The organism is Paractinoplanes durhamensis, assembly GCF_016862175.1.
Taxonomy (GTDB): Bacteria; Actinomycetota; Actinomycetes; order Mycobacteriales; family Micromonosporaceae; genus Actinoplanes; species Actinoplanes durhamensis.
In genome coordinates, this window is the sequence record NZ_BOML01000050.1 from 26,141 (window position 1) to 47,322 (window position 21,182).

Consider the following 21,182-nt stretch of genomic DNA (forward strand, 5'->3'; position numbering starts at 1 on the left):
TGTTCCTCCCTACCTCGGGGACAAGGCACCCGGGCGGCCACCTGCGGGGGGATGCGGGAGACCGGGTCCGGATGTGAAACGCGCGCCGAGCTTCGATATCCGGAAGCATTGTGTACAAATATCGATACTTAGCGCCGTCGATGTATAGACCGCCCGAATGCGACAAGTCAAGCGACTTGACCTGCGCGATACCGAGCGGTAACTTCGGCCAGATACATAGACAGCGGCCTTTACATAATGTCGTTGTTCGTGAGCCACAATTTCGATACGCCTATTTGTTTATGGCACACAAGGGAGTTTCTGATGACTGCACCGGACGACGCTTCCGCCGGCGGTGTCCGCTGGCGGCGCTTCGGCGTGATGTTCGGCCTGACCGCGGTGGCCACCGGGGGCCTGATGGCCCTGACCGCCCAGGGCGTGCTCGCCGCGAACTTCTCGATCTCCGGCATGCCGTTCGTGGTCGCCGCCGACGAGCTGAACGGGCAGGGCTTCGAGCAGTTCGCGACGCTGGACACCACGCGTGAAGGCAACCCGAACCTGGCCGACGAGGGCGGGCAGAAGGTCCTCATCGTGTCGGCGATCAACAGCGCGACGCTGACCAAGCTCTGCCAGAGCGTCTCGCTCGGCGGCGCCTACCTGAAGATCACCGCCGGTGACGCCGGCACCCCGGTGTCGGCCAAGGCGCTGGTCGTCGACTCCGACCAGATCAACGGCAACGCCGACTTCACCAATATCGAGGTCGGTGGCGACGCCGGCGAGTTCAACAAGGTGAGGAACCCGAATACCGGCCAGCAGGTCGTCGGCCCGGACTACGTGTTCGGTCAGCAGGCCGACTCGGTCGTGATCAAGAATCTGTGGCAGAACAACTACGCGACCACGGCCGCCAAGTTCACCCTGCCGCACCTGCGGATGTCGTTCTCCTCGGACGGCTGCTGAGAAATGCCGGAACGCTCCGCCTTCTGGCGCTGGCGGCACGCCCGTCCCTTCTGGGGCGGGCTGCTCGTCTTCGTGGCCGGACTCGAGATCTTCCTGACCGTGATGGCCCCGTTGCCGATCATCATTCACGTCGGCATGCAGGGCTTCATCGGCTACCTGCTGCCGATCCTGCTCGCCGTGCTCGGCGGCCTGATGATCTTCAACCCGCAGCAACACGTGTTCTACGCGCTGGTCGCCGCGATCCTGGCGATCTCGTCCTGGATCACGTCGAACCTGGGCGGCTTCATCTTCGGCATCGTGCTCGGCGTGGTCGGCAGTGCCCTGGCCTTCGCCTGGTCACCGACGAAACACAAGGCTGTTCTGCCGCCGATTGAAGAAGAAGATCAAGATCCGGAAGCTACGAGTACGCCGGGGGTCCAGCCGGACACGTCGCAGAGCCTCCCGCGCCACAGGCGTCCCTCACCGGGAGTGTTGTCCGGCGAGTAGATCCGGGTATTGCGCAGGTGGATGTATTTCGTCGGGGCCAGCAGCGCGCTCATCTGGCGGTGGGTCACCTCACCGCCGATGTCCCGCTGCCGGATCGCGTCGTGGGCGAGGTCGGACTGTTCCTTCATGTGCTCGGCCATGCCGGTGTAGAAGGCGTCCTCGTAGTCGTCCATCTCGCTGACCTCGGCGAACCACTGCCACTGCGGGATCAGGTCACCGCTGACCAGCAGGCCGTGCACGGTCAGGGTGAGCGGCACCCCCGGCTCCTGCGGTTTGATCAGACGGTCCATCTGGGCCACGTACGTCCCCAGGACACTGTCCGGCTCGCTCCAGTCGGAACGGCTCATCAGCGTATCGAGCATCGGATCGGACACCATGCACCCCCGTGTCAGGCTCCCCGACCGACTCTAGGACAGCCGGGCGGGGCGCCGGACGGAAACCGGGAGAACTTCTCAGGAGTGCAGGTGGTGGCGCCAGTCGTGCGGGACCGCGCCGGCCGGGCCGGGAACCGGCTGATCCGCCGGGCGGCTGTCGGCCGGGGCCAGCTGCGGGCCGCTGCCGGCCTCCTCGGTCGCGTAGTCCCAGAACCAGTCCTCGCCCGGCTCGAAGGACTGGATGACCGGGTGACCGGTCTCCTTCCAGTGCGCGGTGGCGTGCTGCGACGGGGAGGTGTCACAGCAGCCGATGTGGCCGCACTGCGCGCAGCGGCGCAGGTGGAACCACCAGCCGCTGCCGTCGAGGCACTCCACGCAGCCGGTGCCGGACGGTGGGACGTCGGGCTGAATCGGGTCGTCGCTCGTCACGGGGGAAACCTACCGCACGCTTTCGTCGGTGACATCCGCGAACGTACCGGCCAGGGCGGCCACCGCTTCGTCCGCCGCCACCTGCAGTCCGACGCCGCGCTCCCCCGCCCCCAGGTTGATCGTCCGGCCCTCGGTGCGGGTGTCGGCGATCACCGGCCACGGCTTCGCCGAGCCGAACGGGGTGATCGTGCCGCGCTCGTAGCCGGTGGCCTCCTTGGCGGTGGCCGCGTCCGGCAGCGACAGCCGGTTGACGCCGAGCAGGGCACGCAGCTTGGGCCAGGAGATCTGCCGGTCGCCCGGGACGAGCACGAAAACGTACTCGCCCTCGGCCCGCCGCACCACGATCGTCTTGACCAGGTCCTGGATCTCCACGCCCTGCGCGGCGGCGGCCTCGGCGACGCTCGACACCGGCCCGTGATGCAGCACACGGTGGGCGACTCCGAGCGTGATGGCGGCCTGTTCGGCTGGTCCGGGCATGTGATCAACGATAGCCACCGGTCCGACCGGAGTAGGTTTCACGTATGTCTGACAAGCCGGTTCTTCAGCCCGGGCCGAACCACCCGATCACCATCACCCCCACCGCCGGCCGGGTCGTGGTGACCGCCGGCGGCAAGGTCGTCGCCGACAGCCGCAACGCCCTCACCCTGCAGGAGTCGACCTACCCGCCGGTGCAGTACGTGCCGCTGGCCGATGTCGATCAAAACCTTCTGGAGCGTACGGCCACCGAGAGCTACTGCCCGTTCAAGGGCGACGCCAGCTACTGGTCGATCCCGGCCGGCGGCGACCAGGCCGTCGACGCTGTGTGGGAATACTCGAAGCCGCACGAGGCGGTGGCCGAGATCGCCGGCCACGTCGCGTTCTGGACCGGCCGGGTCGACTCGATCGAGGTCCAGCAGTAACGCAGTCTCAGGACGCGGTCACCGACGTCGCCGTGATCGAGCCGTCGGTGGCCGTGGCGCCCTGCACCGACAGGGACTGACCGGCCTTCAGCGTGGCCAGGGTCGTCGTCTGCTGGATCTTGGTGGACTCGCCGATGGTCACGGTGACCGTCTTGCCGGCCGCGGTCTGCATGGTCAGCGCACCAGCCGTGATCGACTTGAGCGTGCCGGTGGTGGCGTTTCCTCCTCCACCAGGATTGAAACCCCCGCCGGGCCCGCCGGACGCGCCCATCCCGCCCGGCATCTGCCCGCCAGAGCGAGTGGCGGACGACGCGGTCGAACCTGCCGTCGCCGTCTTCCCCCAGTGCTTCTGCACCACGACGCCGCCGAGGAAGCCACCAGCCAGCAGAAACACGCCGAGCAGCGCCGGCGTGGCCTTGTTCGACCACCGGCGGGGCGCCGCCGACGACAGCTCCCGGGGCAGGTCGGTGTTGTCCGGGGGTTCCTCGGTGACCCCCTCCAGCACCTCGGTGTCGCTGTCGCTGCTCATGAAGGACCCCTCTTACTCGTACCGGAGCGCGTCGATGGGCCGCAGCCGGGCGGCCCGGGCGGCGGGCAGGCCGCCGAAGAACATGCCGATCACCACGGAGACCCCGAGGGCGAGCGCCACCGAGCTGGGCACCACCAGGGGTTTCACCCCGGCGATGGTGAAATGGGCGCCGATCAGCGCGGCAGCCACGCCGAGCGCGCCGCCGAGGAAGCTGAGCAGGGTCGCCTCGATCATGAACTGGGTGAGGATCACCCGCCGCGGCGCGCCGAGCGCCTTGCGGATGCCGATCTCCCGGGTCCGCTCGGTGACCGTGACCAGCATGATGTTGGTGATGCCGATCCCGCCGACCAGCAGGCTGATCGCGGCGACCGCACCGAGCAGTGTGGTGAACGTGTCGGCCGTCTCGGTCTGCGTCTCCAGGAGCTGCGAGGCGCTGCGGATCCGGTACGGCGTGCTGGTCGAGCTCGTCGACGACGTGGCGGCGGTCATCCGCTGGTCCAGGATCGTGGCGACCTCGGACTGCACGGTGGCGACCATGCCGGAGTTGGCCGCCTCGACCAGGATCGAGCTGAGCGCGCCGTAGCCGGTGAGGACCTGCCGGACCGCGATGATCGGCGCGATCGCCACGTCGTTGGCGTCCGACTGGCCGGTCGACTCGCTCTTCTCGGCGAGCACCCCGACCACGGTGAACAGCGCGCCGCCCACGGTGACCTGCTGGCCGACCGGGTCCTCGCCGGCGAACAGATCCTCGGCGACGGTCTGCCCGATCACCACCACCCGCCGGCCCTGGCTGTTGTCGTCGGCGCTGAACGCCGACCCGGTCTGCACCGGCGTGTTCGACGCGGTGAAGTAGCTGGGCGTGGTGCCGACGAACGAGCTCACGTCGTGCGAGGTGCTGCCGTAGGCGATCGTCGTCGACGTGCTGACCACCGGCGACACCGACTTCACGTCCGGCGCGAGCACCGGGTCGTCGAGTGCGTCGGCGATCTTCAGGGTGAGGCCGCTGCTGCCGGTGGCGTTGCGGCTGGTGCTCATCACGGTGAGCGTGTTGGTGCCCAGCGCCGAGATCCGGTCGCTGATCTGCTTGGCCGAACCGTTGCCGACCGCCACCAGCAGGATCACCGCGGCGACACCGATCAGGATGCCGAGCATGGTCAGGGATGACCGCAGCTTGTTCACGGCGATGCCGCGTAGCGCGAATCGGATGATCTCGAAAGTGTTCACCGGGCTCCCACCGCGTGCCGGCCGACGGCCTCCTGGCGGACGTCGGACTCGATCTGACCATCGAAGAGCTTGATCAGCCGGTCGGCCCGGGCTCCGACCTCGGGCTCGTGGGTGATCAGGACGATGGTACGACCGGCGGCCCGCAACTCGTCGAAGACGGTCAGTACGTCGTCGGTGGAGTGACTGTCCAGATTTCCGGTGGGTTCGTCGGCGAGCAGCAGGGCCGGCTCGGTGACCAGGGCCCGGGCCACCGCGACCCGCTGCTGCTGGCCGCCGGAGAGCTGGTTGGGTTCGTGGTCGTGCCGGTCGGCGAGCCCGACCGTCTCCAGGGCCCGCATCGCCCGCCGGCGCCGTTCCTTCGCATGCACCCCGGCGTAGGCGAGCGGGAGCTCCACATTGGCCAGCGCCGACGTCCGCGGGATCAGGTTGAACGACTGGAAGACGAACCCGATCAGCCGGTTCCGGACGAGCGCGAGCTGCCGGTCGGTGAGCCGGGAGACGTCCACGCTGTCCAGCAGGTAGCGGCCGGCGCTGGGGATGTCGAGGCAGCCGAGGATGTTCATCAGCGTCGACTTGCCGGACCCGGACGAGCCCATGATCGCCACGTACTCGCCGCGCGCGACGGTGACCGACACCCCGCGCAGTGCGTGCACGGTGGTGTCGCCCTCGCCGTACACCTTGGTGACCGACCGGACGTCGAGGACCGGATGCATCAGGGCGGTCCCCCGCCCCCGCCGGGGGCGCCGCCGCCACTGCCGGTGCCGAAGCCGCTGCCCGGGCCGTCCTGGCTGCTGGAGGTGGAAGTGGAGCTCGACGTCTCGGGGACGACGACCTTCTCCCCCACGGTGAGGCCGTCGGTGATCTGGTAGGCGTCGTCGCCCTGCACGCCGACCTTGACCGTCCGGGTCTCGGTGGTGCCGTCGGTGCCGACCACGGTCACCGTGTACCGGGTGCCGGAAACGGTGACGGCCGCCGAGTTGACGTACACCGCATCGGCCGCCGTGCCGGTGGTGACGGTGACCGTGACCGACTGACCGGGTTTCGCGCCGTCCGGCAGCGTCCCGATGCTGGCCGTGACGCCGTAGGTGACGACGCTGTTGCTGGTGGTCGCGGACGGGTCGATGCCGAGCACCTTGCCGGTGGCGGTGGCGCCGCTGAGCGCGTCCCAGGTGATCGTGGCCGCCTGCCCGGCCTTCAGCTTGGTCGCATCCGCCTCGCCGAAGGACGCGCTGACCTGCAACTCGTCCAGGTCGGCGATCTCCACGAAGCCGGAGCTGCCGCTGGAGCTGCTGGTCGACCCGCCCGCGCCGCCGGACGACGACGAACCGGACGTCGACGACCCGACCGTCCCGTTCACCGCGATCACCGTGCCGGCCATCGGGGCGGTCAGTTTCGTGCCGGCCACATCCGCCTGCGCGTCCTCGACCGCCAGCTTCGCGGTGGTGACGTTGTTCGCGGCGGTGGTGGTGTCCGAGCCGGCCGTCCTGGCCCGGGCGAGGGCATCCTGCGCGGCGTCCAGGTTGGCCTCGGCCAGGGCCAGAGCACGCTGGGCGGCGGCCGACCCGACCTTGGCGAGCAACTGGCCCGACTTCACCGACTGGCCGACCTTCGTGTAGACCGCGGTGACCGTGCCGGACGTCTCGAAGCTGGCGCTCGCCGTACTGGCCGTGGCCAGGGTGCCGGTGGCGGCGACGGTCGCGGTGACCGTGCCCTGCGCGACGGTCACCGTCCGCGAACCGGACGACGCCTTCGTCGTGGTGGTGCCGGTGTCCCGGACGAGCAGGATCGACCAGCCGACCGCGCCGAGCGCGAGCACGGCGAGGGCGAGATTGACCAGAAGGCTGGGAACCCGGCGCACGCCTCATGTTTACCGGCCATAGCGGTCCATCGCGGCGAAACCGGAGAAAACCTCGGCTACCAGGAGCGTACGACCAGCTCGTTCTCGGTCAGCCCGGAGAGGATCTGGGTGTACTGGCCGCCGCGCAGCCCGACCTGCACGTCGCGCTTGGTGGTCCTGCCATCGTTGGACACGAGAACCGTGCCTACGTCGTGCACGGCGGTCGACGGCACCCGCAGCGTCGACGCCACCGAGCCGGTGGTGACCTCGACCGACGCGCTCTGCCCGACCAGCAGGTCGGCCGGCTGCTTGGTGAAGGAGAGCAGCACCCCGTAGGTGACCAGGGTGCCGTCATCGGTGCCGACCGGGTCGACCTGGGCGACCTTCGCCGCGAACTCCTCGCCCACCCGGTCGGCCAGGGTGACGGCGGCGGCCTGGCCGGTGGCGACCGCGCCGGCGTCCGCCTCCGGGAACGAGGCGGAGACCTGCATGGCGTACGTGTCGGCAAGGGTGATGAAGGTGGAGCCGGAGTTGACCTGACTGCCGACCTGACCGCTCACCGACATGATCGTGCCGGCGATCGGCGCGGTGATCGCCGCGCCCGCGAGGGCCTCCTTGGCCTCGGCGAGAGCGGACTCGGCCGCGTTGACCCGCTGTTGCGCGGTGTAGATCGCGTCGGTGCCGCTGACCGACGTGTTGCCACCCTGCCCCGCGCGCACCCCGACCGAGGCGGACGGCGAAGGCGACGCTTTTGCCGTCGCCAACTGATCCTCGGCGTCGGCGAGGCTCTCCTTGGCGTCGCTCACCGCGTCGGTGGCGTCGTCCTTGTCGACCGTGGCGAGCTCGGCCCCGGCCTTGACCTTGCTGCCGGCCCGGACGTTGACCGCCGCGACCGTCCCGTCGACGGTGAACGACAGGGTCCGGGTCAGGCTGGCCTGCACCGTCCCGGTGGCGGCCACGCTGACCGCGACCGCACCGGTGTCCACCGCGACGGTGGACAGCGCCGCCTTCGGGTCGCCGCCGTCGTCCTTGCTGAGCACCGCCGACGTGACGCCGGCCCCGGCCGCGACGACCGCCAGGCCCAGGGCAATCCACCTTTTCCTCACGAATCCGGATTTTCCCGGTCAGGAAGGCCGCGCGGGGACGGTTCGGCGGAAGAAGTGGGAGGGCGCGGCCCCCGGGGGCCAAGGGCCGCGCCCGCTCGTGCGTCAGTTCGTGGACGGCTTCTGGCTGGCGCAGGCCTCGGTGGCCTTCGTCCAGGTCGCGTCGTCCACGCCGTCCGGCTTGCTGATCTCGCGGCCACCGCCGCCGCCCGGGCCACCGGACGGCATGGCGCCACCGCTCGGCGGGGTGCCACCGTTACCGCCACCCGGTGCGCCCGACGGCGGGGTGCCGCCGTTGCCACCGTCCGGTGCGCCCGACGGCCGGGTGCCGCCGTTGCCGCCACCCGGACCGCCGGACGGCATCGTGATCGTGACACCGTTCGTCGAGAGGCACTGGATGTAGGCGGCGAACCCGCTGTTGTTGCCGCCACCGCCGTTGTTGCTGGTGCCGGTGTTGCTGGTGTCGCCGCTGGAGTCGTCGCTGGAACCACAGGCGGCCAGGGTCGCCACCGTCATCGCGGTGAGCAGGCCGGCCGCCAGGCGCCGGTTACGGGTCAGAACGGCGGTTACGGACACAGGTACTCCTCATCGACCGGCCGCGGCATCGCGCCGCGGCACGAGGGGGGTAGGACGGCTCAGCGAAGGCGCTGGCCGCTGGTCAGCCGGGCAGCGATGACGGGTTCGCGGCGCCCGTTGCGCACCACCGCCCGTACGTCGTCGGCCATGCCCCGCACGGGGGCGAGCCGGTCGCACGTGGCGATCCGGACCCGGTCCACCCGGTCGGCGGTGGTGGGCGTGGCGAACGTCGACTGCTCGTATCCGAAGCGGCTGAGCCGGGTCCCGAACACCGCTTCGCAGCGTTCGATCTCGGTGGTGGTCAGCCGCTGCTGCCAGCTGCGTACCCGTTCGGTGGTGACGCTCTGGTGCGTGCGGGTGTGCCAGGTCTTGTACTCGGGGACCGCCAGGCAGGCCACCGAGTCGGGGCGGGCCATCGCCGGGTCGTAGTCCTCGCCCAGGAACCGGCACAGTTTCCGCAGGTGGCTCTCGGGGTCGGCGACCAGGTCCTCGTAGCGGACCGTGTAGTAGGTGTCCGGGGCGTAGCGGCGGGCGGCCCGCAGCGACGCGTCGGCCGAGCGCGCCCAGGACGTGATGTGGTCACCGATGTCGGCCGAGCTCCACGGCGCCTCCTTGAGGGAGGCCACGCAGTCCCGGCCGTCGCGGATGATGTTGACGATCTGCGCGTCCGGGAACATCCGCAGCAGCATCGGCAGGTTGCGCAGGTAGGCCGGCCGCTTGTCGCCCCAGCGCGGCTTGCCGAAGCGCTGGGCGTAGAGGCGGAACACGGTTCCGATGGCCGAGCCGAGGGTGGGGGGTGCGCCGACGATCGCGTCGATCACCTGCTGCGGGTCCAGACCGAGGTCGCCGAACTGGGCGGTCTTGACGATCCACTCGGCCAGGTCGCGGCGGCGTTCCGGGTCGCGCAGGTCGCCGAACTCGTGCCGCCGCTGGTAGGCCGACAGCACGAACCGGTTCTCCGGTGGGAGCGCGATCCGCGGATGCGCGTGCAGCATCAGTTGCAGCATCGTGGTCCCCGACCGGGGACAGCCGACGACAAAAACCGGGCGATCTGTAGGCATGGCGCACACCTTTTGCTCGTATGCCGCTTCTCGGATTCGTACCCTTGGCCCTGGTGGGGGCGGACCACTCAGCCGCCGGCCGGCTGCCTGATGAGTGAAGCTTCGGGCGACATGCTGTGCCTCACAGATCCGGACGCTGTCGGGACGCTATGAACCGGCGACAAGCGCGTGACCAGCCACAAGTGGTGCACCAGGCGTAGTTCGAAAATCACCAGCAGTGCCGCCGCGGCGAGGGCGGCACCGCCGATGAGAGCCGCCCCGCCGACCAGGCCGATGAGCGGGCCGATCACGAACACCGTCATCTCGAACTCGATGCCGCTGAACAGATGCACGCGAATGCGCCGGGCCGCCAGGGCGGTCTTCAGCCGGCCACGGCGAGATTCAGCCCCTATGGCGTACGCCGTCCGTCCCTGCAGCGCGGCCTCGCGCACCTGCGCCACCTGACCGCCGTTGAGATAGCGCATCAGGTCGACGGCGATCACCAGCGCGACCAGCCACAGGTAGCGGACCTCGCCGGTGCGCAGGTACTGCCCGCCCATCAGGGCGGCCGCGCAGACGATGGCGCGCACCCGATCGAGCATGAAGTCGCACCACGCGCCGAACAGCGAGCCGTCGCCGCGCAGCCGGGCCAGCTTGCCGTCCATGCAGTCGGCCACGAAGGCCAGGTGGAACAGCAGCGCGCCGGCCGCCGGCCACCACCGGCCGGGCGCCACGAAACAGATCGCGGCGCCCAGGCCGAGGACGGCGGACAACGCGGTGAGCCGGTTCGGGGTCACCCACCGCCAGGGCGAGACCAACCGGACCAGGCGCACCGCGTACGGGTCGACCAGCAGAACGGTCCACCACGCATCGAGCGGTTTGCAGGTACGACCACGGACCTCGGCGAGCGAATCCCTACGCATCCCGACATCAAAGCAACCCAAATGCCCGAATTAACACTAAATCGGCCGACAAGGTGCTCACAGCTTGGTAACGGTGGGTCAGGCGCGCAATGCGTCGCGTACGCCGTTCAGCAGCTCCGGCGCGACCGGGTAGGGCGTGTAGAACGAGATCCGGTCGATGGTCTCACCGAACCGGTCGCGCAGCCCTCGCGGCACGTCCCCGGCGACCGCGAACGTGTCGAGCACGTCGTCGGTGATCAGCGCGCTCATCTCGGCCCAGGCCTGCCGCCGGGACAGCCCGTTGAGCTGGTCGGCGAGCTCACCCCAGCCGTGCAGCTCGAGCACCGGCCGGTACGCCGGGGTGGACGCGTAGAACGCGATCTGCCCCTTGACCGCCCGCTCCGCCTCGGACCGGGCCTTCTCGTCCGCACCCAGCACCACGAACGCGCTCAGCCCCAGCTGGAAGCCGTCGAGCGACCCGCCGCGGGCCTCCCGCAGGATCGGCAGGGTCCGCTCACGCAGATAGTCCGGGCTGGTCAGCGGATGCACCAGCATGCCGTCGGCGACCTGCCCGGCGGCCGCGGTCATCCGCTCCCCCACCGCGGCGAGCAGGACCGGCGGATTCCCGTGCGGATTGGGCCCCGGGTTGAAGAAGTCGGTCATCAGCGTGTGCCGATAGAACTCCCCGCGGAAGACAAGGCGTTCCCCGGTCCGCCAGCACTCCCAGATGGCCCGCACCGCCGCAACGTATTCGGCCATCCGCGCGGCCGGCCTGCTCCACGGCATCGAGAACCGCCGCTCGATGTGCGGCTGCACCTGCGACCCGATCCCGAGCTGAAACCGCCCACCGGAGACGAGCTGCAGATCGTTGGCCTGAATGGCAAGGCTCATCGGGTTACGAGCGAACGCCACCGCGATCCCCGACTGCAGCGTGACGGTCTCCGTGGCACGAGCCGCCAGCGCGAGCGAGGTGAACACGTCATGCCGCGTCTCGGCCGCCCCGAACCCGTCGTAGCCGTCCCGCTCGGCCTGCACGGCCGCTTCTTCCACCTGAAACGGCGACGCTGCCACTCCGGCCGCAAAATCAACAAGCATCAGAGAGTGATAGCACGCCGAGCCGACCCCAGCGACGTGTTGCCCGACGTGTTGACGCTCAACACGACATCAACACATCAACACGTCGTGATTGACGTCAACATTGATTCAGTCAACATCGCGGCGAGGCCCTAGTCTCACGGTCATGTCCGACCCACATCTGGCGGGCGCTCTCGTGCGCCTGCGCGCGGCGGCTCCGGATGACGTTGCGGCGCTGGCCGCGATCCGCGCGGCCCCGGAAGTTTACCGGCGCTGGGGCGGCCGCGACGATCTGGCCGCCGAGGTGACCGACGACCTCGCCGACCCGGGGAAGCAGGTGCTGGCCATCGTGTTCGAGGAGCGGGTGGTCGGGGCCGTGCAGTGGAGCGCGGAAGAGGATCCCGACTACCGGCACGCCGGCATCGACATCTACCTCGACCCGGCGGTGCACGGCCGCGGCCTGGGCACCGACACGGTCCGAACGCTGGCCCGGCACCTCATCGACGACCTCGGCCACCACCGCCTGGTGATCGACCCGGCCGCCGACAACCACGCGGCGATCCGCTGCTACGCGAAGGCCGGCTTCCGCCCGGTCGGCGTCATGCGCCATTACGAACGAGGCCCGGACGGCACCTGGCACGACGGCCTGCTGATGGACCTGCTCGCCGGCGAGCTGCAATAAAAGCGGCAACGGTGATGGCGTCCGTCCCGGAGCGGGGGCGCTCCGGGACGGACGCTTTTTCACCGGCCCGGCCGTGTGGAGTTCGGCGTACCGCTGGGGTGGTCCGCCGGACGGGGGCCGGGGTTACCGGATCCGCTGGGGCGAACGGATCCGGACGGGCGTGGTTCGGGCTTGCCGCTGGTGCCGTTGCCGGCGCTCACGGACGGCTTCGGCAGGGTGGCGCAGAAGTTGTCGACGCGGTCGCGGTCCTTGCGGCCGGCCTCCTGCACCAGGTTGCCGAACTCGGGCTCCTCGAGGGCCTGCCCGCGCTGTTCGCCGGGGCGGGCCGTCCACTTCGCACAGAGCTTGGCGAGATCGCCGGCCGGGAAGGCAGAGTGGCTGGGCCGGGCCGACCAACTGCCGGACGGGTGCGGCTTCGGCGAGTGCGACGCGGACGCCGACGCCGGCGGGCGCGGGTGGTGGGGTTTGTGCAGCGGGCCGGGGAGCGTGCCGGTGCCGGCCGCGACCGCGACGCCGCCGGCGCTGAGGGCGGCTACGGCGGCCAGCACCTTCACGGTGAGGAGCTTCGCCAGGGTGGTCTTGAGCATCTGGATCCTCCGGGAACGTGGGGATGTCAGATGGGCAGCCGCGAAGGCCGCGACCGCCGCGTCCTCGCCGGCCAGGTGGCGGCCGGGCGACGGCGAGGACGCGGCGGTCAGCACCGCACCCAGGTGGGGATGGGTGCGGTGAGCTGCCGGGTCGCCGCGCAGCAACAGCTCCGCGGTGTCCCGGTCGAGCGGGCGGTGGTCCTCGTGGATGCTCATCTCACTCCCCTCAGCGCCGTCGCCGGTTCGGGTGTCACAGGGCCGGGAAATCGCTGGGCGAGCGTGCGCAACCCCCGGTACGCCGCGGTGCGCACGGCACCGGCCCGCTTGCCGAGGACCTTGCCGGCCGACGCCGCGTCCAGGCCGAGCACGGCCCGCAGCATCACCGCCTCGGCCTGGTCGCGCGGCAGCGACGCGATCAGCGCGACCGCGTCGTCGGTGCCGAGGATCTCCAGGACCTGCTCGGCGGTGTCCTGCGCGGCGATCAGGTCGACCGCGACCAGCTCGATCGGGACGGCGGAGACCGGTCGCCGGCGGGTGCGGCGCAGGTGGTCCATGGCGCGGTGCCGGGCGATCGTCGCCGACCAGCCGCGGAAGCCGTCCCAGTCGCCGCGGAACGAGTGCAGGTCCCGGGCGATCTGCAGCCACGCCTCGGACGCGACGTCCTCCGCATCCGCGCCGACCAGCACCGACAGGTAACGCAGCAGCGCCGGATGCTGGGCCCGGTAGACCATGCGGAACGCCGTTTCGTCGCCCGCGCGGGCCGCCGGAAGCACCGCCGCGAGCTCGTCGTCCTCAGACGTCATGACCACCCCCAAACCTCTCAGCGCACGGGGGCCGGTTTGTGTCACACACGGCGCGAGATGATGGCACACGTGACGGCGCCCACCAAGCGGGCCTTAACCTTCGTTCAGCACTTAACAAGCGCTAAGGTGAGCAGCGGCTCCTCGATCAGGCAGCCCCCGTCCGCGCCCGCGCCGCCGGCACAACCGCCAGGCCGCCCGCAAATGCGCGAGTAATCCCAAGCCTGACCAGGAGTTTCGAAAAATGACCCAGCCCGCCGTCCGCCCCGCGCTGCCCGCCCAGCGCCTCGCCGGTGTCGCCAGCTCCCCCGTCCGCGACCTGCTCGCCCTGATCGACCGGCCCGAGGTCATCTCGTTCGCCGGCGGCCTGCCCGCCCCCGAGCTGTTCGACCTCGACGGGGTCCGGGCCGCCTTCGACCGGGCACTGTCCGGCCCCGCCGCCCGCCGCAACCTGCAGTACGCGCCGACCGAGGGCAACCTCGCCCTGCGCACCCTGGTGGCGGCCCGGATGACCGCCCGCGGCCTGCCCACCACCGCCGCCGACCTCCTCGTCACGACCGGCTCCCAGCAGGCCCTGACCCTGATCGCGGCCGCCCTGCTCGACCCCGGTGACGTCGTCGCCGTCGAGGAGCCCACCTACCTGGCCGCCCTGCAGTGCTTCCAGCTCGCCGGCTGCCGGATCGTCACGGTCCCGTCCGACCAGGACGGCGTCGACCCGGACGCCCTCGAAGCGGTCATCGCCACCGAGCGGCCGAAGCTGCTCTACCTGGTGCCCACGTTCGCGAACCCGACCGGCCGCACCCTCGGCCTCGACCGCCGCGCGACCGTCGCGGCCCTGGCCGCCCGGCACGGCATGTGGGTGGTGGAGGACGACCCGTACGGCGAGCTGCGCTACCGCGGTGCGCCGGTCCCCGCCCTCGCCGCGCAGCCCGGCGCCGAGGAGCACGTGCTGCACCTGGGCAGCTTCTCCAAGATCGCCGCGCCCGGGCTGCGGCTGGGCTGGGTCCGCACCCCGGCGTCGCTGCGGTCCGCGCTGACCGTCGCCAAGCAGGCCGCCGACCTGCACACGTCCACCATCGATCAGGCCGCCGCGGCCGAGTGGCTGGCCGCCACCGACCTGGACACCCACCTGGCCGGCCTGCGCGACGCCTACCGGGCCCGGCGGGACGCGATGATGGCGGCCATCCCGGCCACCGCGCCGGCCGGCAGCACCTGGACCGACCCGGACGGCGGCATGTTCGCCTGGCTGCGGCTGCCCGGCGGCATCGACACGGCGACCCTGCTGCCGGCCGCGCTCGCCGCCGACGTGGCGTTCGTGCCGGGTGCGCCGTTCTACGCCGGCCGGCCGGACACCGCGACCATGCGGCTGTCGTTCACCACGCACACCCCGGCCGAGATCGCCGCCGGGATGGGCCGGCTGGCGACGGTGCTCAGGACGCCTGCTGCCTGATCCAGGACACGCAGGTCTTGTCCACGGTCGCGAACGGAACCCCGTACGCGTCCCGGGAGGCCTGGTCGTAGCTGTTGTCCTCGGTCAGCACCAGCCGCACGAAGGTGAACAGCTTCGGCTCGCCGTACTTCTTCGCCATGCAGTCGGCCGCCCAGTGGCTCAGCCCGTAGAACGCGTCACCCGCCCGCGCCGGGGCCTTGGGCCCCGGCCGGACCGGCACGATCGACTTCGGCGCGGCCCGGTCGAACTGCCAGCGCACGCTGTACTTGCGGAAACTCTGCGCCGCCCCCTTGGGCTGCCACCCGATGTATTCGGCGATGCCCTCGCTGAGCCAGGTGTCCTCGGCCGCGTCCATCTGGTAGGCCCCGGTCAGCGTGACGACATGGCCGAGCTCGTGCTGCACGGTGGTCCGCAGGGTGACCGGGGTGTCCATCTCGGCCATCCGGACGATGACGTCGATGCCACGCCGGTTGAGCGGCAGGGCCAGCCCGATCGCCCACTCGTCGTTCTCCCCGCCGTACCAGCTCTTCCACTGCTTCTCCCCGGCCAGGAAGATCCGGTAATCACGCTGCGGGGTGCCGTTGAGGATGCCGTACCGGTCGGCGACGACGGCCGCTTGCTCGGCCACCGGCAGCACCCTGGCCAGGTACTTCTCCTGCCCCTTGGCGACCGCGAGAACCACCCGCTTACCGCGCGCGAAGACGAGATCGGTGCTCTCCCACGGCGTCGGCTGATGGAAATCCGCATCGGCCGACTCCCCCAGCGCACTGATCACGTACCGCCCGCCGACCGCCCGCAGCGTCAGCGACTGCGAGATGTGCGGCGGTTTGGCCCATTCGGTCGCCGCGCTGGCCGGGCACATGTCGTCGCCGAAGCAGTAGACCGCGTCGACCCGGATCGCCATCGCGGCCGCGTCGCCCTTGACCGGTTTCCCGAGCCCCGGCTGATAGCTGAAACGACTGATCCCGAGCCCGCGCAGATTCCGGAAGATCATCCGGTACTTCGTCACCAGCGCGGCCTTGGACGCGTCGACCGCCCCCATCCAGCCCGCTTCATCCCCGCTGATCAGCGCGTCGGCCTGCGCCTTGAGCACCGCGACCGCCTGGTCGTAGGGCGTGGCCGGGCCGGCGGAGGAGGGCGCCGGCGCCGCGCTGGCCGCCGCCGCGGCCGCGCCTTCCGGCGCCGATTCCGGCTTGAGAACCACCAAACCGACCAGGAACAAGGCAAGAACAGCGACAACGGCCAATACGAAACGTACGCCCCACCTATGACCCGCCCGCACCGCGAGTTCCGCCGCAGACAGTTCGGCCGCAACCGCCGCCGGAGCGGACCCGGTCCCGGCCGCCGGGGCCGGCGCGGGAGCAACGGGAGCCGGGCCACCGGCCACCGCGGCCGCGACGACTTCCGGCACCGTGTCGTGGTGCGGTTCGCGCTGGCCGGGGATCGAGGGAACGTCGGGGCTGTCGGGCATCGTGTGTCCTTGTCGGCGGGGTGGATGGATCTAACCAGCCGTCGATGGTTGTTCGTAACACGGGTGGCATGTGGATCAATAGGATGCCGGGATGCCGAAATCGCTGGGGCCACTCGTGCGCGGGTCCGCGCTGGACGCGACGATCAATGCCTACCGCACGTGTGAACTGGTCACCCTGGCAAAGGACGGCACCCCGCTGGCCTGGCCGACCTCGGGGATCTCCCGCTCCGACGGCACGAGATCACCTCGCGAGCCCGGCCGACGCCGGCACCCGTGCTTTCCGCGCGGGAGGCGGGAGGTGCCCTGATCGGCGGGGAGGTCCTCACCGCGTACACATCAATGGTTCTTGCCGCGAAGGATGCCGGCGGCGCCCCGATCCTGCTCCGCACGACGGCGGCCGCGGAGGCCGGCGGTTACCGGGTGGCCGTGCCGGACGATGTTGCGGTGGCCGAAGGCCGCGGGAGCCTGCTCGTGCACCGGCACGACGACCAGCTGGCGAATCTGCACAGCGCGGTCGTCGCCGGCAGCCTGAAGTCCGACGGCAGCGGCTGGCTGCTGCTGCCGGAGCGCCTGATCGAGCCGGCCGGCGGCAGCAGGCCAAGCCTGACCGACCCGATCCGCACCGTCCGCGACTGCCGCGCCACGACGAAGAAATACCTGGCCAAGCGCGGCTGGCAGCGCCCGTCGATCCCGTGGAAGGCCTACCGCGAACTGCGCGAGAAGGTCTGACTAGACGCTGACCGAGGCCAGGAACTCGGTGACGCCGCGCAGGCGGGTGCGCAGCAGCGCCTCCGCCCGCTCGGTGTTGAGCCGGATGTCGCCGGGCAGCGGGATGCCCATGTCGGTGGTGCTGGCCGACGGGATCAGCGCCGGATCGAGACCGTCCCGCCGGGCGACGAGAACGCCCAGGTCGTAGCGGCTGATCGGGTCGGCGCCGGCCACGTTGAGCACGCCGTGGTAGTCGTTGTCGGCCAGCTCGATCAGCGCGTCGGAGATGTCGTCGACGTGCACCGGCTTGCGGATCTGGTCGGTGAACAGCACGCCGGTGCGGCGGCCCGCGATCAGATCATGGGTGAGGGTCTCGTGCGCACCGCCGCCGTCGCCGAGGATCAGCGACGAGCGCACCACCACCGCCGACGGGTCGATGGCCCGCACCGCGGTCTCGGCGGCGGCCTTCGCGGCGCCGTAGAGGTAGGCCGGGTCGGGCTGAGCGGTCTCGTCGTAGTGCACGTCCCGGCCGGAGAAGACCGCCTCGCTGGACAGGTGGATGAGCCGCGCGCCGACCGCGTAGGCGGCCATCGCCACGTGCGCGGCGCCGTCGGCGATCACCCGCCAGTCCTCCCGGCCGGCCGCGGTGTGCACCACGACGCTCGGGAAGACCCGCCGGACCAGGTCGCGGACGGCGTCCGCGTCGCGGATGTCGAGCGGCACCTCGCCCAGCTCACCGGCCGAACTGAACCGGGTGCCGACGACCATCCACCCGGCCGCCATCGCCCGCGAGGCCACTTTCCGGCCCAGGTGCCCGCTCGCGCCGACAACGAGCATCCGATCGGTCATGGGAGCGCACCTTACCGACTCACCACACTGGATCGGCACCCCTCGGATGGCCTAATCCAGAGCGGGCCCGACGGTCAGCTTGGCGGTCCAGCGGCGGGAGCTCTCGGCGTCGCAGTTGTACTGCACGGCCACCCCGTTCTCGCCAGCGCTGCCGCCCGCGATGGTCAGGCACTTGTGACTGTGCGCGTTCTCCAGCTGGACATCCTTGAACGTCAGCAGGCTGCGGCCGCTGACCTGCCACTGCCCGGCCGGGCCGCCGCCGCACACGTGCTGGATCGCGAACCCGTTGTCCTCGGCACTGTCCCCGGCGATGGTCAGGCACTTGCCGCTCCTGACGTTGACGATGCGGTAGTCGGCGCCGGCCCTCTCGAAACGCCACCGGTAGGACGAGTCCCGCGTACACCGCTTCTGGATCAGGATCGCGTTGTCGGCGAGCCCGCCCGCGGTGACCGTGAGGCACTTGCCGCTGTTGGCGTTGACCAGCTGATAGCCGAGATCGAGGAGCCCGCGCTCCTGCCCGTGGACAGGCACCGCGAACACTCCGGGAACCGCGACTCCGACGAGCGCCGCCACCCCGCAGCGACCCCAGAAGGACTTCATCACCGACCACCTCCCGCACCCCGAAGATCAGCACCGCCACGCTAGCGGCATATCCGGCATTTACCCGTTTTTCACCCGTTTAATACGCATCGGCGAGTCGGGCGCTCCGGGGCAGCGCTTGGGTACGGTGATCGGGTGGGGGTGTCGTTCGGCGTACTGGGCCCGGTCACGGCCTGGGACGACCAGGGCGCGCCGATCCCGCTGAAGGGGCCGCGCCACCGCGCGGTGCTGGCCCGGCTGATCGCCGCGCGCGGGCGGGTGGTCCCGGTCGGCGACCTGGTCACCGACCTGTGGGTGGCGCCTCCGGCAGGAGCAACGTCGGCCGTACGCACGTTCGTCGCGGCCCTGCGCCGGGCGCTTGAACCGGACCGTACGCCGCGGGACCCGCCCCGCCTGCTGGTCACCGAGGGCCCCGGCTACGCCCTGCGAGCCGCCCCCGCCGCGGTCGACGCCTGGCGTTTCGAGGACGCCGTCCGCGCAACCCCGCCCGCCGCGGTGGCCCACCTGACCGAGGCCCTGTCCTGGTGGCGCGGCCCGGCCTACGCCGACTTCGCCGACGAGCCGTGGACCGGCGCCGAGCGTTCCCGCCTGGCCGAGCTGCGCCTGCGAGCGGTCGAACAGCTCGCCGAGGCCCGCCTGGCGGCAGGAGACCCGGCCGGAGCGATCCCCGACCTGGACGCGCACGCCGGCGAACACCCGTGGCGCGAACAGGCCTGGCGTCTCCTCGCGCTCGCCCTCTACCGAACCGGCCGCCGGCCCGACGCCCTCGCCGTCCTGCGCCGCGCCCGCACCCTGCTGTCCGACCAGCTCGGCCTCGACCCCACCCCGGAGCTGAGAAGGCTCGAAGCCGACATCCTGCACCAGGCACCCCACCTGACTCCGGCAAACACGGGCAGGATCTGGGCCGAGGCGGCCGCCGACTACGACCGGCTCGTCGCCGCCGGCGCCCGGGCCCGCCTGGACTCCACGGTCACCCTGCTGCGCAGCCTCGCGGTGACCGGCGGCGGAGGCCTGGTCGCGGCTCGCCGGCACCGCACCGCCGCGATCGCCGCCGCCGAGGAGCTGAACGATCCCGCCCTGACCGCCCGGGTGATCGGCGCCTACGACGTCCCCGCGATCTGGACCCGCTCCGACGACCCCGCCCAGGCCGCAACGGTGGTGGCCGCGGCCCGCCGGGCACTGCGCACGCCGTCCGCCCCGGAGACCCGGGCGCGGCTGCTCGCCACCGTCGCCGTCGAGTCCCGCGGCGAGGCGGCCACCGACGACAGCCGTTCCGCCGCCGCCGAGGCCGTGGCCATCGCCCGCGACCACGACGATCCGGCCTTGCTGACTTTCGCCCTCAACGGCCTGTTCATGCAGACCGTGCACCGCCCCGGCCTGGCCGCCGAACGGGACGCCATCGGCGCCGAGCTGGCCGGCGTCGCCGCCCGGCACGGCCTGGTCACCGCGGAGGTGCTCGGCCACCTGATCCGCATGCAGGCGGCGAGCGCGCTGGCCGACCTGAGCGCCGCCGACGAGCACGCCCGCCGGGCCGACACGCTGGCCGAACGGCACGAGCTGCCCCTGGTCACGGTGTTCACGACCTGGTACCGGGCGCTGCGGCTGGCGATCGACGACCCGGACGCGGCCGAGCCCGCCTACCGGGACGCCGCGAAACTCCTGGACACCGCGGGAATGCCCGGCCTGGCGGACGGGCTTCCCGCGCTGGCCGGCCTCACCCTGCGGATCCGGCGCGGCCTGCCGGCCGTCAACGGCGACTTCGGACCGTACGAGCCATGGGCGCGCCCGCACCTGCTACCGGCCGATGAGGCGCGAGCCGCCCTCCGGCAGACCCCGGCTCCTCCCCCGGACCTGCTCACCGAGATGCTGTGGGGCCTGACCGCCCACGCCGCGATCCGGCTGGACGATCAGGCCACGCTGGACCGCGCCCGGTCCGCACTGGAACCCGCAAGCCACGAGATCGCGGCCGGAAGCGGGCTGGTCTTCCTGCCTCAGCCGCCGGTGTAGGCCGCGTAGCCGCGGTCGGCGCGCGCCTTGGCCACCGCCGGGTCCTCCCCGTCGGCAACGGATGCCTCGGCCCACGCGTCCGCGCTGAGCCGCATGAACAGCGCGCCCGGCCCCTCGGCCACCCAGGCCATCAGTTCTTCCGGCCCCGGCCGCACGGCCGCCGGATCGGCGAGATGCATGGCCAGCCCGAGCAGCCCCGAGTCCCACCCGATCCCGGTGGCGCCGGGCCCGAACTGCTCCCAGAACTCGTCCTTGACGTGCGCCACATGCTCCAGCTCGAACCGTGTCCCACCCTCGGCCTCGGACAGCCGCACGGTGATCCAGCTGACCTCCCCGCCGTACTCCCAGGTGGCCTCGAAGCCACGCGGCTTGTCGCAGGAGGTGACGGTGCCGCCGGCATTGCCTTCGAGCTGGTAGTGGCCGCCCTCCTTGAGCTCACCGCTGACCGGCATGAACCAGCGCTCGATCCGCTCGGCGGTGGTGACGACGGTCCAGAGGTCGTCGATGTCGGTGTCGTAGACCTGGCTGATCGTGGAGACGCGGGCGTCCCCCGCTTCCAGGCTTCGGCTGCCGAGCGTGCGCCGCACGCTGCTGATCTGCTGTCGGACGTCGGGCATGG

General features: G+C 71.2%; 25 protein-coding genes. 7 read left to right on the forward strand and 18 right to left on the reverse strand.

Annotated elements, in window-relative coordinates:
* Window positions 1-303 precede the first annotated feature (303 nt).
* Both Adu01nite_RS30255 and Adu01nite_RS30260 read left to right on the forward strand, forming a co-directional pair.
* Window positions 304-936 carry a DUF6230 family protein gene (locus Adu01nite_RS30255; RefSeq protein WP_203731757.1) on the forward strand — a complete coding sequence of 211 codons (633 nt, stop codon included), beginning with the start codon at window positions 304-306 and terminating at the stop codon, window positions 934-936.
* Window positions 937-939: 3 nt separating this feature from the next.
* Window positions 940-1,422 carry a DUF6114 domain-containing protein gene (locus tag Adu01nite_RS30260; protein ID WP_203731759.1) on the forward strand — a complete coding sequence of 161 codons (483 nt, stop codon included), beginning with the start codon at window positions 940-942 and terminating at the stop codon, window positions 1,420-1,422.
* On the opposite strand, the gene Adu01nite_RS30265 is transcribed toward Adu01nite_RS30260, so the two are convergent.
* The 3 genes from Adu01nite_RS30265 to Adu01nite_RS30275 all read right to left on the reverse strand — a co-directional run bounded on the left by Adu01nite_RS30265 (window position 1,320) and on the right by Adu01nite_RS30275 (window position 2,702).
* Window positions 1,320-1,784 (reverse strand): GvpU-like protein, encoded by a 465-nt coding sequence (locus Adu01nite_RS30265; RefSeq protein WP_239132804.1) that lies wholly within the window; start codon window positions 1,782-1,784, stop codon window positions 1,320-1,322. The genes Adu01nite_RS30260 and Adu01nite_RS30265 overlap by 103 nt on opposite strands.
* Before the next feature lie 90 nt (window positions 1,785-1,874).
* Complete coding sequence (locus tag Adu01nite_RS30270) at window positions 1,875-2,225, reverse strand: UBP-type zinc finger domain-containing protein (protein WP_203731761.1); 351 nt, start codon at window positions 2,223-2,225, stop codon at window positions 1,875-1,877.
* A 9-nt stretch (window positions 2,226-2,234) separates the two neighbouring features.
* Complete coding sequence (locus Adu01nite_RS30275) at window positions 2,235-2,702, reverse strand: aminoacyl-tRNA deacylase (protein ID WP_203731763.1); 468 nt, start codon at window positions 2,700-2,702, stop codon at window positions 2,235-2,237.
* Window positions 2,703-2,746: 44 nt separating this feature from the next.
* Here Adu01nite_RS30275 and Adu01nite_RS30280 point away from each other — a divergent pair, with 44 nt between their 5' ends.
* On the forward strand, window positions 2,747-3,124 hold the full coding sequence (locus Adu01nite_RS30280; protein WP_203731765.1) for a DUF427 domain-containing protein: 378 nt from the start codon (window positions 2,747-2,749) through the stop codon (window positions 3,122-3,124).
* 7 nt (window positions 3,125-3,131) lie between these two features.
* Here the strand turns inward: Adu01nite_RS30280 and Adu01nite_RS30285 are convergent, their stop codons facing one another.
* The 9 genes from Adu01nite_RS30285 to Adu01nite_RS30325 all read right to left on the reverse strand — a co-directional run bounded on the left by Adu01nite_RS30285 (window position 3,132) and on the right by Adu01nite_RS30325 (window position 11,430).
* Window positions 3,132-3,653: a DUF5666 domain-containing protein gene (locus Adu01nite_RS30285; protein WP_203731767.1), complete on the reverse strand. Its 522-nt coding sequence runs from the start codon at window positions 3,651-3,653 to the stop codon at window positions 3,132-3,134.
* A gap of 12 nt (window positions 3,654-3,665) precedes the next feature.
* Entirely contained in the window at window positions 3,666-4,877 is a 1,212-nt protein-coding gene (locus Adu01nite_RS30290) for an ABC transporter permease (protein WP_203731769.1), read from the reverse strand.
* Window positions 4,874-5,590, reverse strand: a complete 717-nt coding sequence (locus Adu01nite_RS30295) for an ABC transporter ATP-binding protein (protein WP_203731771.1) — start codon at window positions 5,588-5,590, stop codon at window positions 4,874-4,876. Before Adu01nite_RS30295 ends, Adu01nite_RS30290 begins: the two co-directional genes overlap by 4 nt.
* Entirely contained in the window at window positions 5,590-6,735 is a 1,146-nt protein-coding gene (locus tag Adu01nite_RS30300) for an efflux RND transporter periplasmic adaptor subunit (RefSeq protein ID WP_203731773.1), read from the reverse strand. The genes Adu01nite_RS30295 and Adu01nite_RS30300 overlap by 1 nt, the downstream gene beginning before the upstream one ends.
* 56 nt (window positions 6,736-6,791) lie before the next feature.
* The gene (locus Adu01nite_RS30305) at window positions 6,792-7,820 is read right to left on the reverse strand and encodes an efflux RND transporter periplasmic adaptor subunit (protein ID WP_203731775.1); all 1,029 of its coding nucleotides are present in this window, start codon (window positions 7,818-7,820) and stop codon (window positions 6,792-6,794) included.
* 102 nt (window positions 7,821-7,922) lie between these two features.
* Entirely contained in the window at window positions 7,923-8,393 is a 471-nt protein-coding gene (locus Adu01nite_RS30310) for a hypothetical protein (protein WP_203731777.1), read from the reverse strand.
* Between the two features lie 59 nt (window positions 8,394-8,452).
* A complete protein-coding gene (locus tag Adu01nite_RS30315) occupies window positions 8,453-9,454 on the reverse strand; it encodes a sulfotransferase family protein (protein WP_203731779.1) in 1,002 nt (333 codons plus the stop codon).
* Window positions 9,455-9,522: 68 nt separating this feature from the next.
* Window positions 9,523-10,356 carry a CDP-alcohol phosphatidyltransferase family protein gene (locus Adu01nite_RS30320; RefSeq protein ID WP_203731781.1) on the reverse strand — a complete coding sequence of 278 codons (834 nt, stop codon included), beginning with the start codon at window positions 10,354-10,356 and terminating at the stop codon, window positions 9,523-9,525.
* A gap of 78 nt (window positions 10,357-10,434) precedes the next feature.
* Window positions 10,435-11,430: a TIGR03617 family F420-dependent LLM class oxidoreductase gene (locus tag Adu01nite_RS30325; RefSeq protein WP_203731783.1), complete on the reverse strand. Its 996-nt coding sequence runs from the start codon at window positions 11,428-11,430 to the stop codon at window positions 10,435-10,437.
* Window positions 11,431-11,575: 145 nt separating this feature from the next.
* On the opposite strand from Adu01nite_RS30325, the gene Adu01nite_RS30330 reads away from it, so the two are divergent.
* Window positions 11,576-12,091: a GNAT family N-acetyltransferase gene (locus Adu01nite_RS30330; RefSeq protein WP_203731785.1), complete on the forward strand. Its 516-nt coding sequence runs from the start codon at window positions 11,576-11,578 to the stop codon at window positions 12,089-12,091.
* A gap of 59 nt (window positions 12,092-12,150) precedes the next feature.
* On the opposite strand, the gene Adu01nite_RS30335 is transcribed toward Adu01nite_RS30330, so the two are convergent.
* Window positions 12,151-12,894 carry a hypothetical protein gene (locus Adu01nite_RS30335; protein WP_203731787.1) on the reverse strand — a complete coding sequence of 248 codons (744 nt, stop codon included), beginning with the start codon at window positions 12,892-12,894 and terminating at the stop codon, window positions 12,151-12,153.
* On the reverse strand, window positions 12,891-13,481 hold the full coding sequence (locus Adu01nite_RS30340) for an RNA polymerase sigma factor (protein WP_203731789.1): 591 nt from the start codon (window positions 13,479-13,481) through the stop codon (window positions 12,891-12,893). The genes Adu01nite_RS30335 and Adu01nite_RS30340 overlap by 4 nt, the downstream gene beginning before the upstream one ends.
* A 241-nt stretch (window positions 13,482-13,722) precedes the next feature.
* Between Adu01nite_RS30340 and Adu01nite_RS30345 the strand changes: the two genes are divergently transcribed.
* Entirely contained in the window at window positions 13,723-14,928 is a 1,206-nt protein-coding gene (locus Adu01nite_RS30345) for an aminotransferase-like domain-containing protein (RefSeq protein WP_203731791.1), read from the forward strand.
* Here Adu01nite_RS30345 and Adu01nite_RS30350 read toward each other — a convergent pair.
* Window positions 14,909-16,399 carry a hypothetical protein gene (locus Adu01nite_RS30350; protein WP_203731794.1) on the reverse strand — a complete coding sequence of 497 codons (1,491 nt, stop codon included), beginning with the start codon at window positions 16,397-16,399 and terminating at the stop codon, window positions 14,909-14,911. The two genes, Adu01nite_RS30345 and Adu01nite_RS30350, sit on opposite strands and share 20 nt — an antisense overlap.
* A 273-nt stretch (window positions 16,400-16,672) precedes the next feature.
* On the opposite strand from Adu01nite_RS30350, the gene Adu01nite_RS30355 reads away from it, so the two are divergent.
* On the forward strand, window positions 16,673-17,128 hold the full coding sequence (locus Adu01nite_RS30355; protein ID WP_203731796.1) for a hypothetical protein: 456 nt from the start codon (window positions 16,673-16,675) through the stop codon (window positions 17,126-17,128).
* On the opposite strand, the gene Adu01nite_RS30360 is transcribed toward Adu01nite_RS30355, so the two are convergent.
* On the reverse strand, window positions 17,129-17,956 hold the full coding sequence (locus Adu01nite_RS30360; protein ID WP_203731798.1) for an SDR family oxidoreductase: 828 nt from the start codon (window positions 17,954-17,956) through the stop codon (window positions 17,129-17,131).
* Window positions 17,957-18,007: 51 nt separating this feature from the next.
* Complete coding sequence (locus Adu01nite_RS30365; protein WP_203731800.1) at window positions 18,008-18,556, reverse strand: RICIN domain-containing protein; 549 nt, start codon at window positions 18,554-18,556, stop codon at window positions 18,008-18,010.
* A 135-nt stretch (window positions 18,557-18,691) separates the two neighbouring features.
* On the opposite strand from Adu01nite_RS30365, the gene Adu01nite_RS48580 reads away from it, so the two are divergent.
* Window positions 18,692-20,563 (forward strand): AfsR/SARP family transcriptional regulator, encoded by a 1,872-nt coding sequence (locus tag Adu01nite_RS48580; RefSeq protein ID WP_203731802.1) that lies wholly within the window; start codon window positions 18,692-18,694, stop codon window positions 20,561-20,563.
* Here the strand turns inward: Adu01nite_RS48580 and Adu01nite_RS30375 are convergent.
* Window positions 20,548-21,180 carry an SRPBCC family protein gene (locus tag Adu01nite_RS30375; protein WP_203731805.1) on the reverse strand — a complete coding sequence of 211 codons (633 nt, stop codon included), beginning with the start codon at window positions 21,178-21,180 and terminating at the stop codon, window positions 20,548-20,550. The two genes, Adu01nite_RS48580 and Adu01nite_RS30375, sit on opposite strands and share 16 nt — an antisense overlap.
* Window positions 21,181-21,182: the final 2 nt, after the last annotated feature.

What these genes read in the sequence shown, in the direction of transcription:
- Adu01nite_RS30255 (WP_203731757.1), top strand. Translation starts at nt 304, where the DNA reads ATGACTGCACCGGACGACGCTTCCGCCGGCGGTGTCCGCTGGCGGCGC.
- Adu01nite_RS30260 (WP_203731759.1), top strand. Translation starts at nt 940, where the DNA reads ATGCCGGAACGCTCCGCCTTCTGGCGCTGGCGGCACGCCCGTCCCTTC.
- Adu01nite_RS30265 (WP_239132804.1), bottom strand. Translation starts at nt 1,784, where the DNA reads ATGCTCGATACGCTGATGAGCCGTTCCGACTGGAGCGAGCCGGACAGT.
- Adu01nite_RS30275 (WP_203731763.1), bottom strand. Translation starts at nt 2,702, where the DNA reads ATGCCCGGACCAGCCGAACAGGCCGCCATCACGCTCGGAGTCGCCCAC.
- Adu01nite_RS30280 (WP_203731765.1), top strand. Translation starts at nt 2,747, where the DNA reads ATGTCTGACAAGCCGGTTCTTCAGCCCGGGCCGAACCACCCGATCACC.
- Adu01nite_RS30285 (WP_203731767.1), bottom strand. Translation starts at nt 3,653, where the DNA reads ATGAGCAGCGACAGCGACACCGAGGTGCTGGAGGGGGTCACCGAGGAA.
- Adu01nite_RS30295 (WP_203731771.1), bottom strand. Translation starts at nt 5,590, where the DNA reads ATGCATCCGGTCCTCGACGTCCGGTCGGTCACCAAGGTGTACGGCGAG.
- Adu01nite_RS30315 (WP_203731779.1), bottom strand. Translation starts at nt 9,454, where the DNA reads ATGCCTACAGATCGCCCGGTTTTTGTCGTCGGCTGTCCCCGGTCGGGG.
- Adu01nite_RS30320 (WP_203731781.1), bottom strand. Translation starts at nt 10,356, where the DNA reads ATGCGTAGGGATTCGCTCGCCGAGGTCCGTGGTCGTACCTGCAAACCG.
- Adu01nite_RS30325 (WP_203731783.1), bottom strand. Translation starts at nt 11,430, where the DNA reads ATGCTTGTTGATTTTGCGGCCGGAGTGGCAGCGTCGCCGTTTCAGGTG.
- Adu01nite_RS30330 (WP_203731785.1), top strand. Translation starts at nt 11,576, where the DNA reads ATGTCCGACCCACATCTGGCGGGCGCTCTCGTGCGCCTGCGCGCGGCG.
- Adu01nite_RS30335 (WP_203731787.1), bottom strand. Translation starts at nt 12,894, where the DNA reads ATGAGCATCCACGAGGACCACCGCCCGCTCGACCGGGACACCGCGGAG.
- Adu01nite_RS30340 (WP_203731789.1), bottom strand. Translation starts at nt 13,481, where the DNA reads ATGACGTCTGAGGACGACGAGCTCGCGGCGGTGCTTCCGGCGGCCCGC.
- Adu01nite_RS30345 (WP_203731791.1), top strand. Translation starts at nt 13,723, where the DNA reads ATGACCCAGCCCGCCGTCCGCCCCGCGCTGCCCGCCCAGCGCCTCGCC.
- Adu01nite_RS30350 (WP_203731794.1), bottom strand. Translation starts at nt 16,399, where the DNA reads ATGCCCGACAGCCCCGACGTTCCCTCGATCCCCGGCCAGCGCGAACCG.
- Adu01nite_RS30360 (WP_203731798.1), bottom strand. Translation starts at nt 17,956, where the DNA reads ATGACCGATCGGATGCTCGTTGTCGGCGCGAGCGGGCACCTGGGCCGG.
- Adu01nite_RS30365 (WP_203731800.1), bottom strand. Translation starts at nt 18,556, where the DNA reads ATGAAGTCCTTCTGGGGTCGCTGCGGGGTGGCGGCGCTCGTCGGAGTC.
- Adu01nite_RS30375 (WP_203731805.1), bottom strand. Translation starts at nt 21,180, where the DNA reads ATGCCCGACGTCCGACAGCAGATCAGCAGCGTGCGGCGCACGCTCGGC.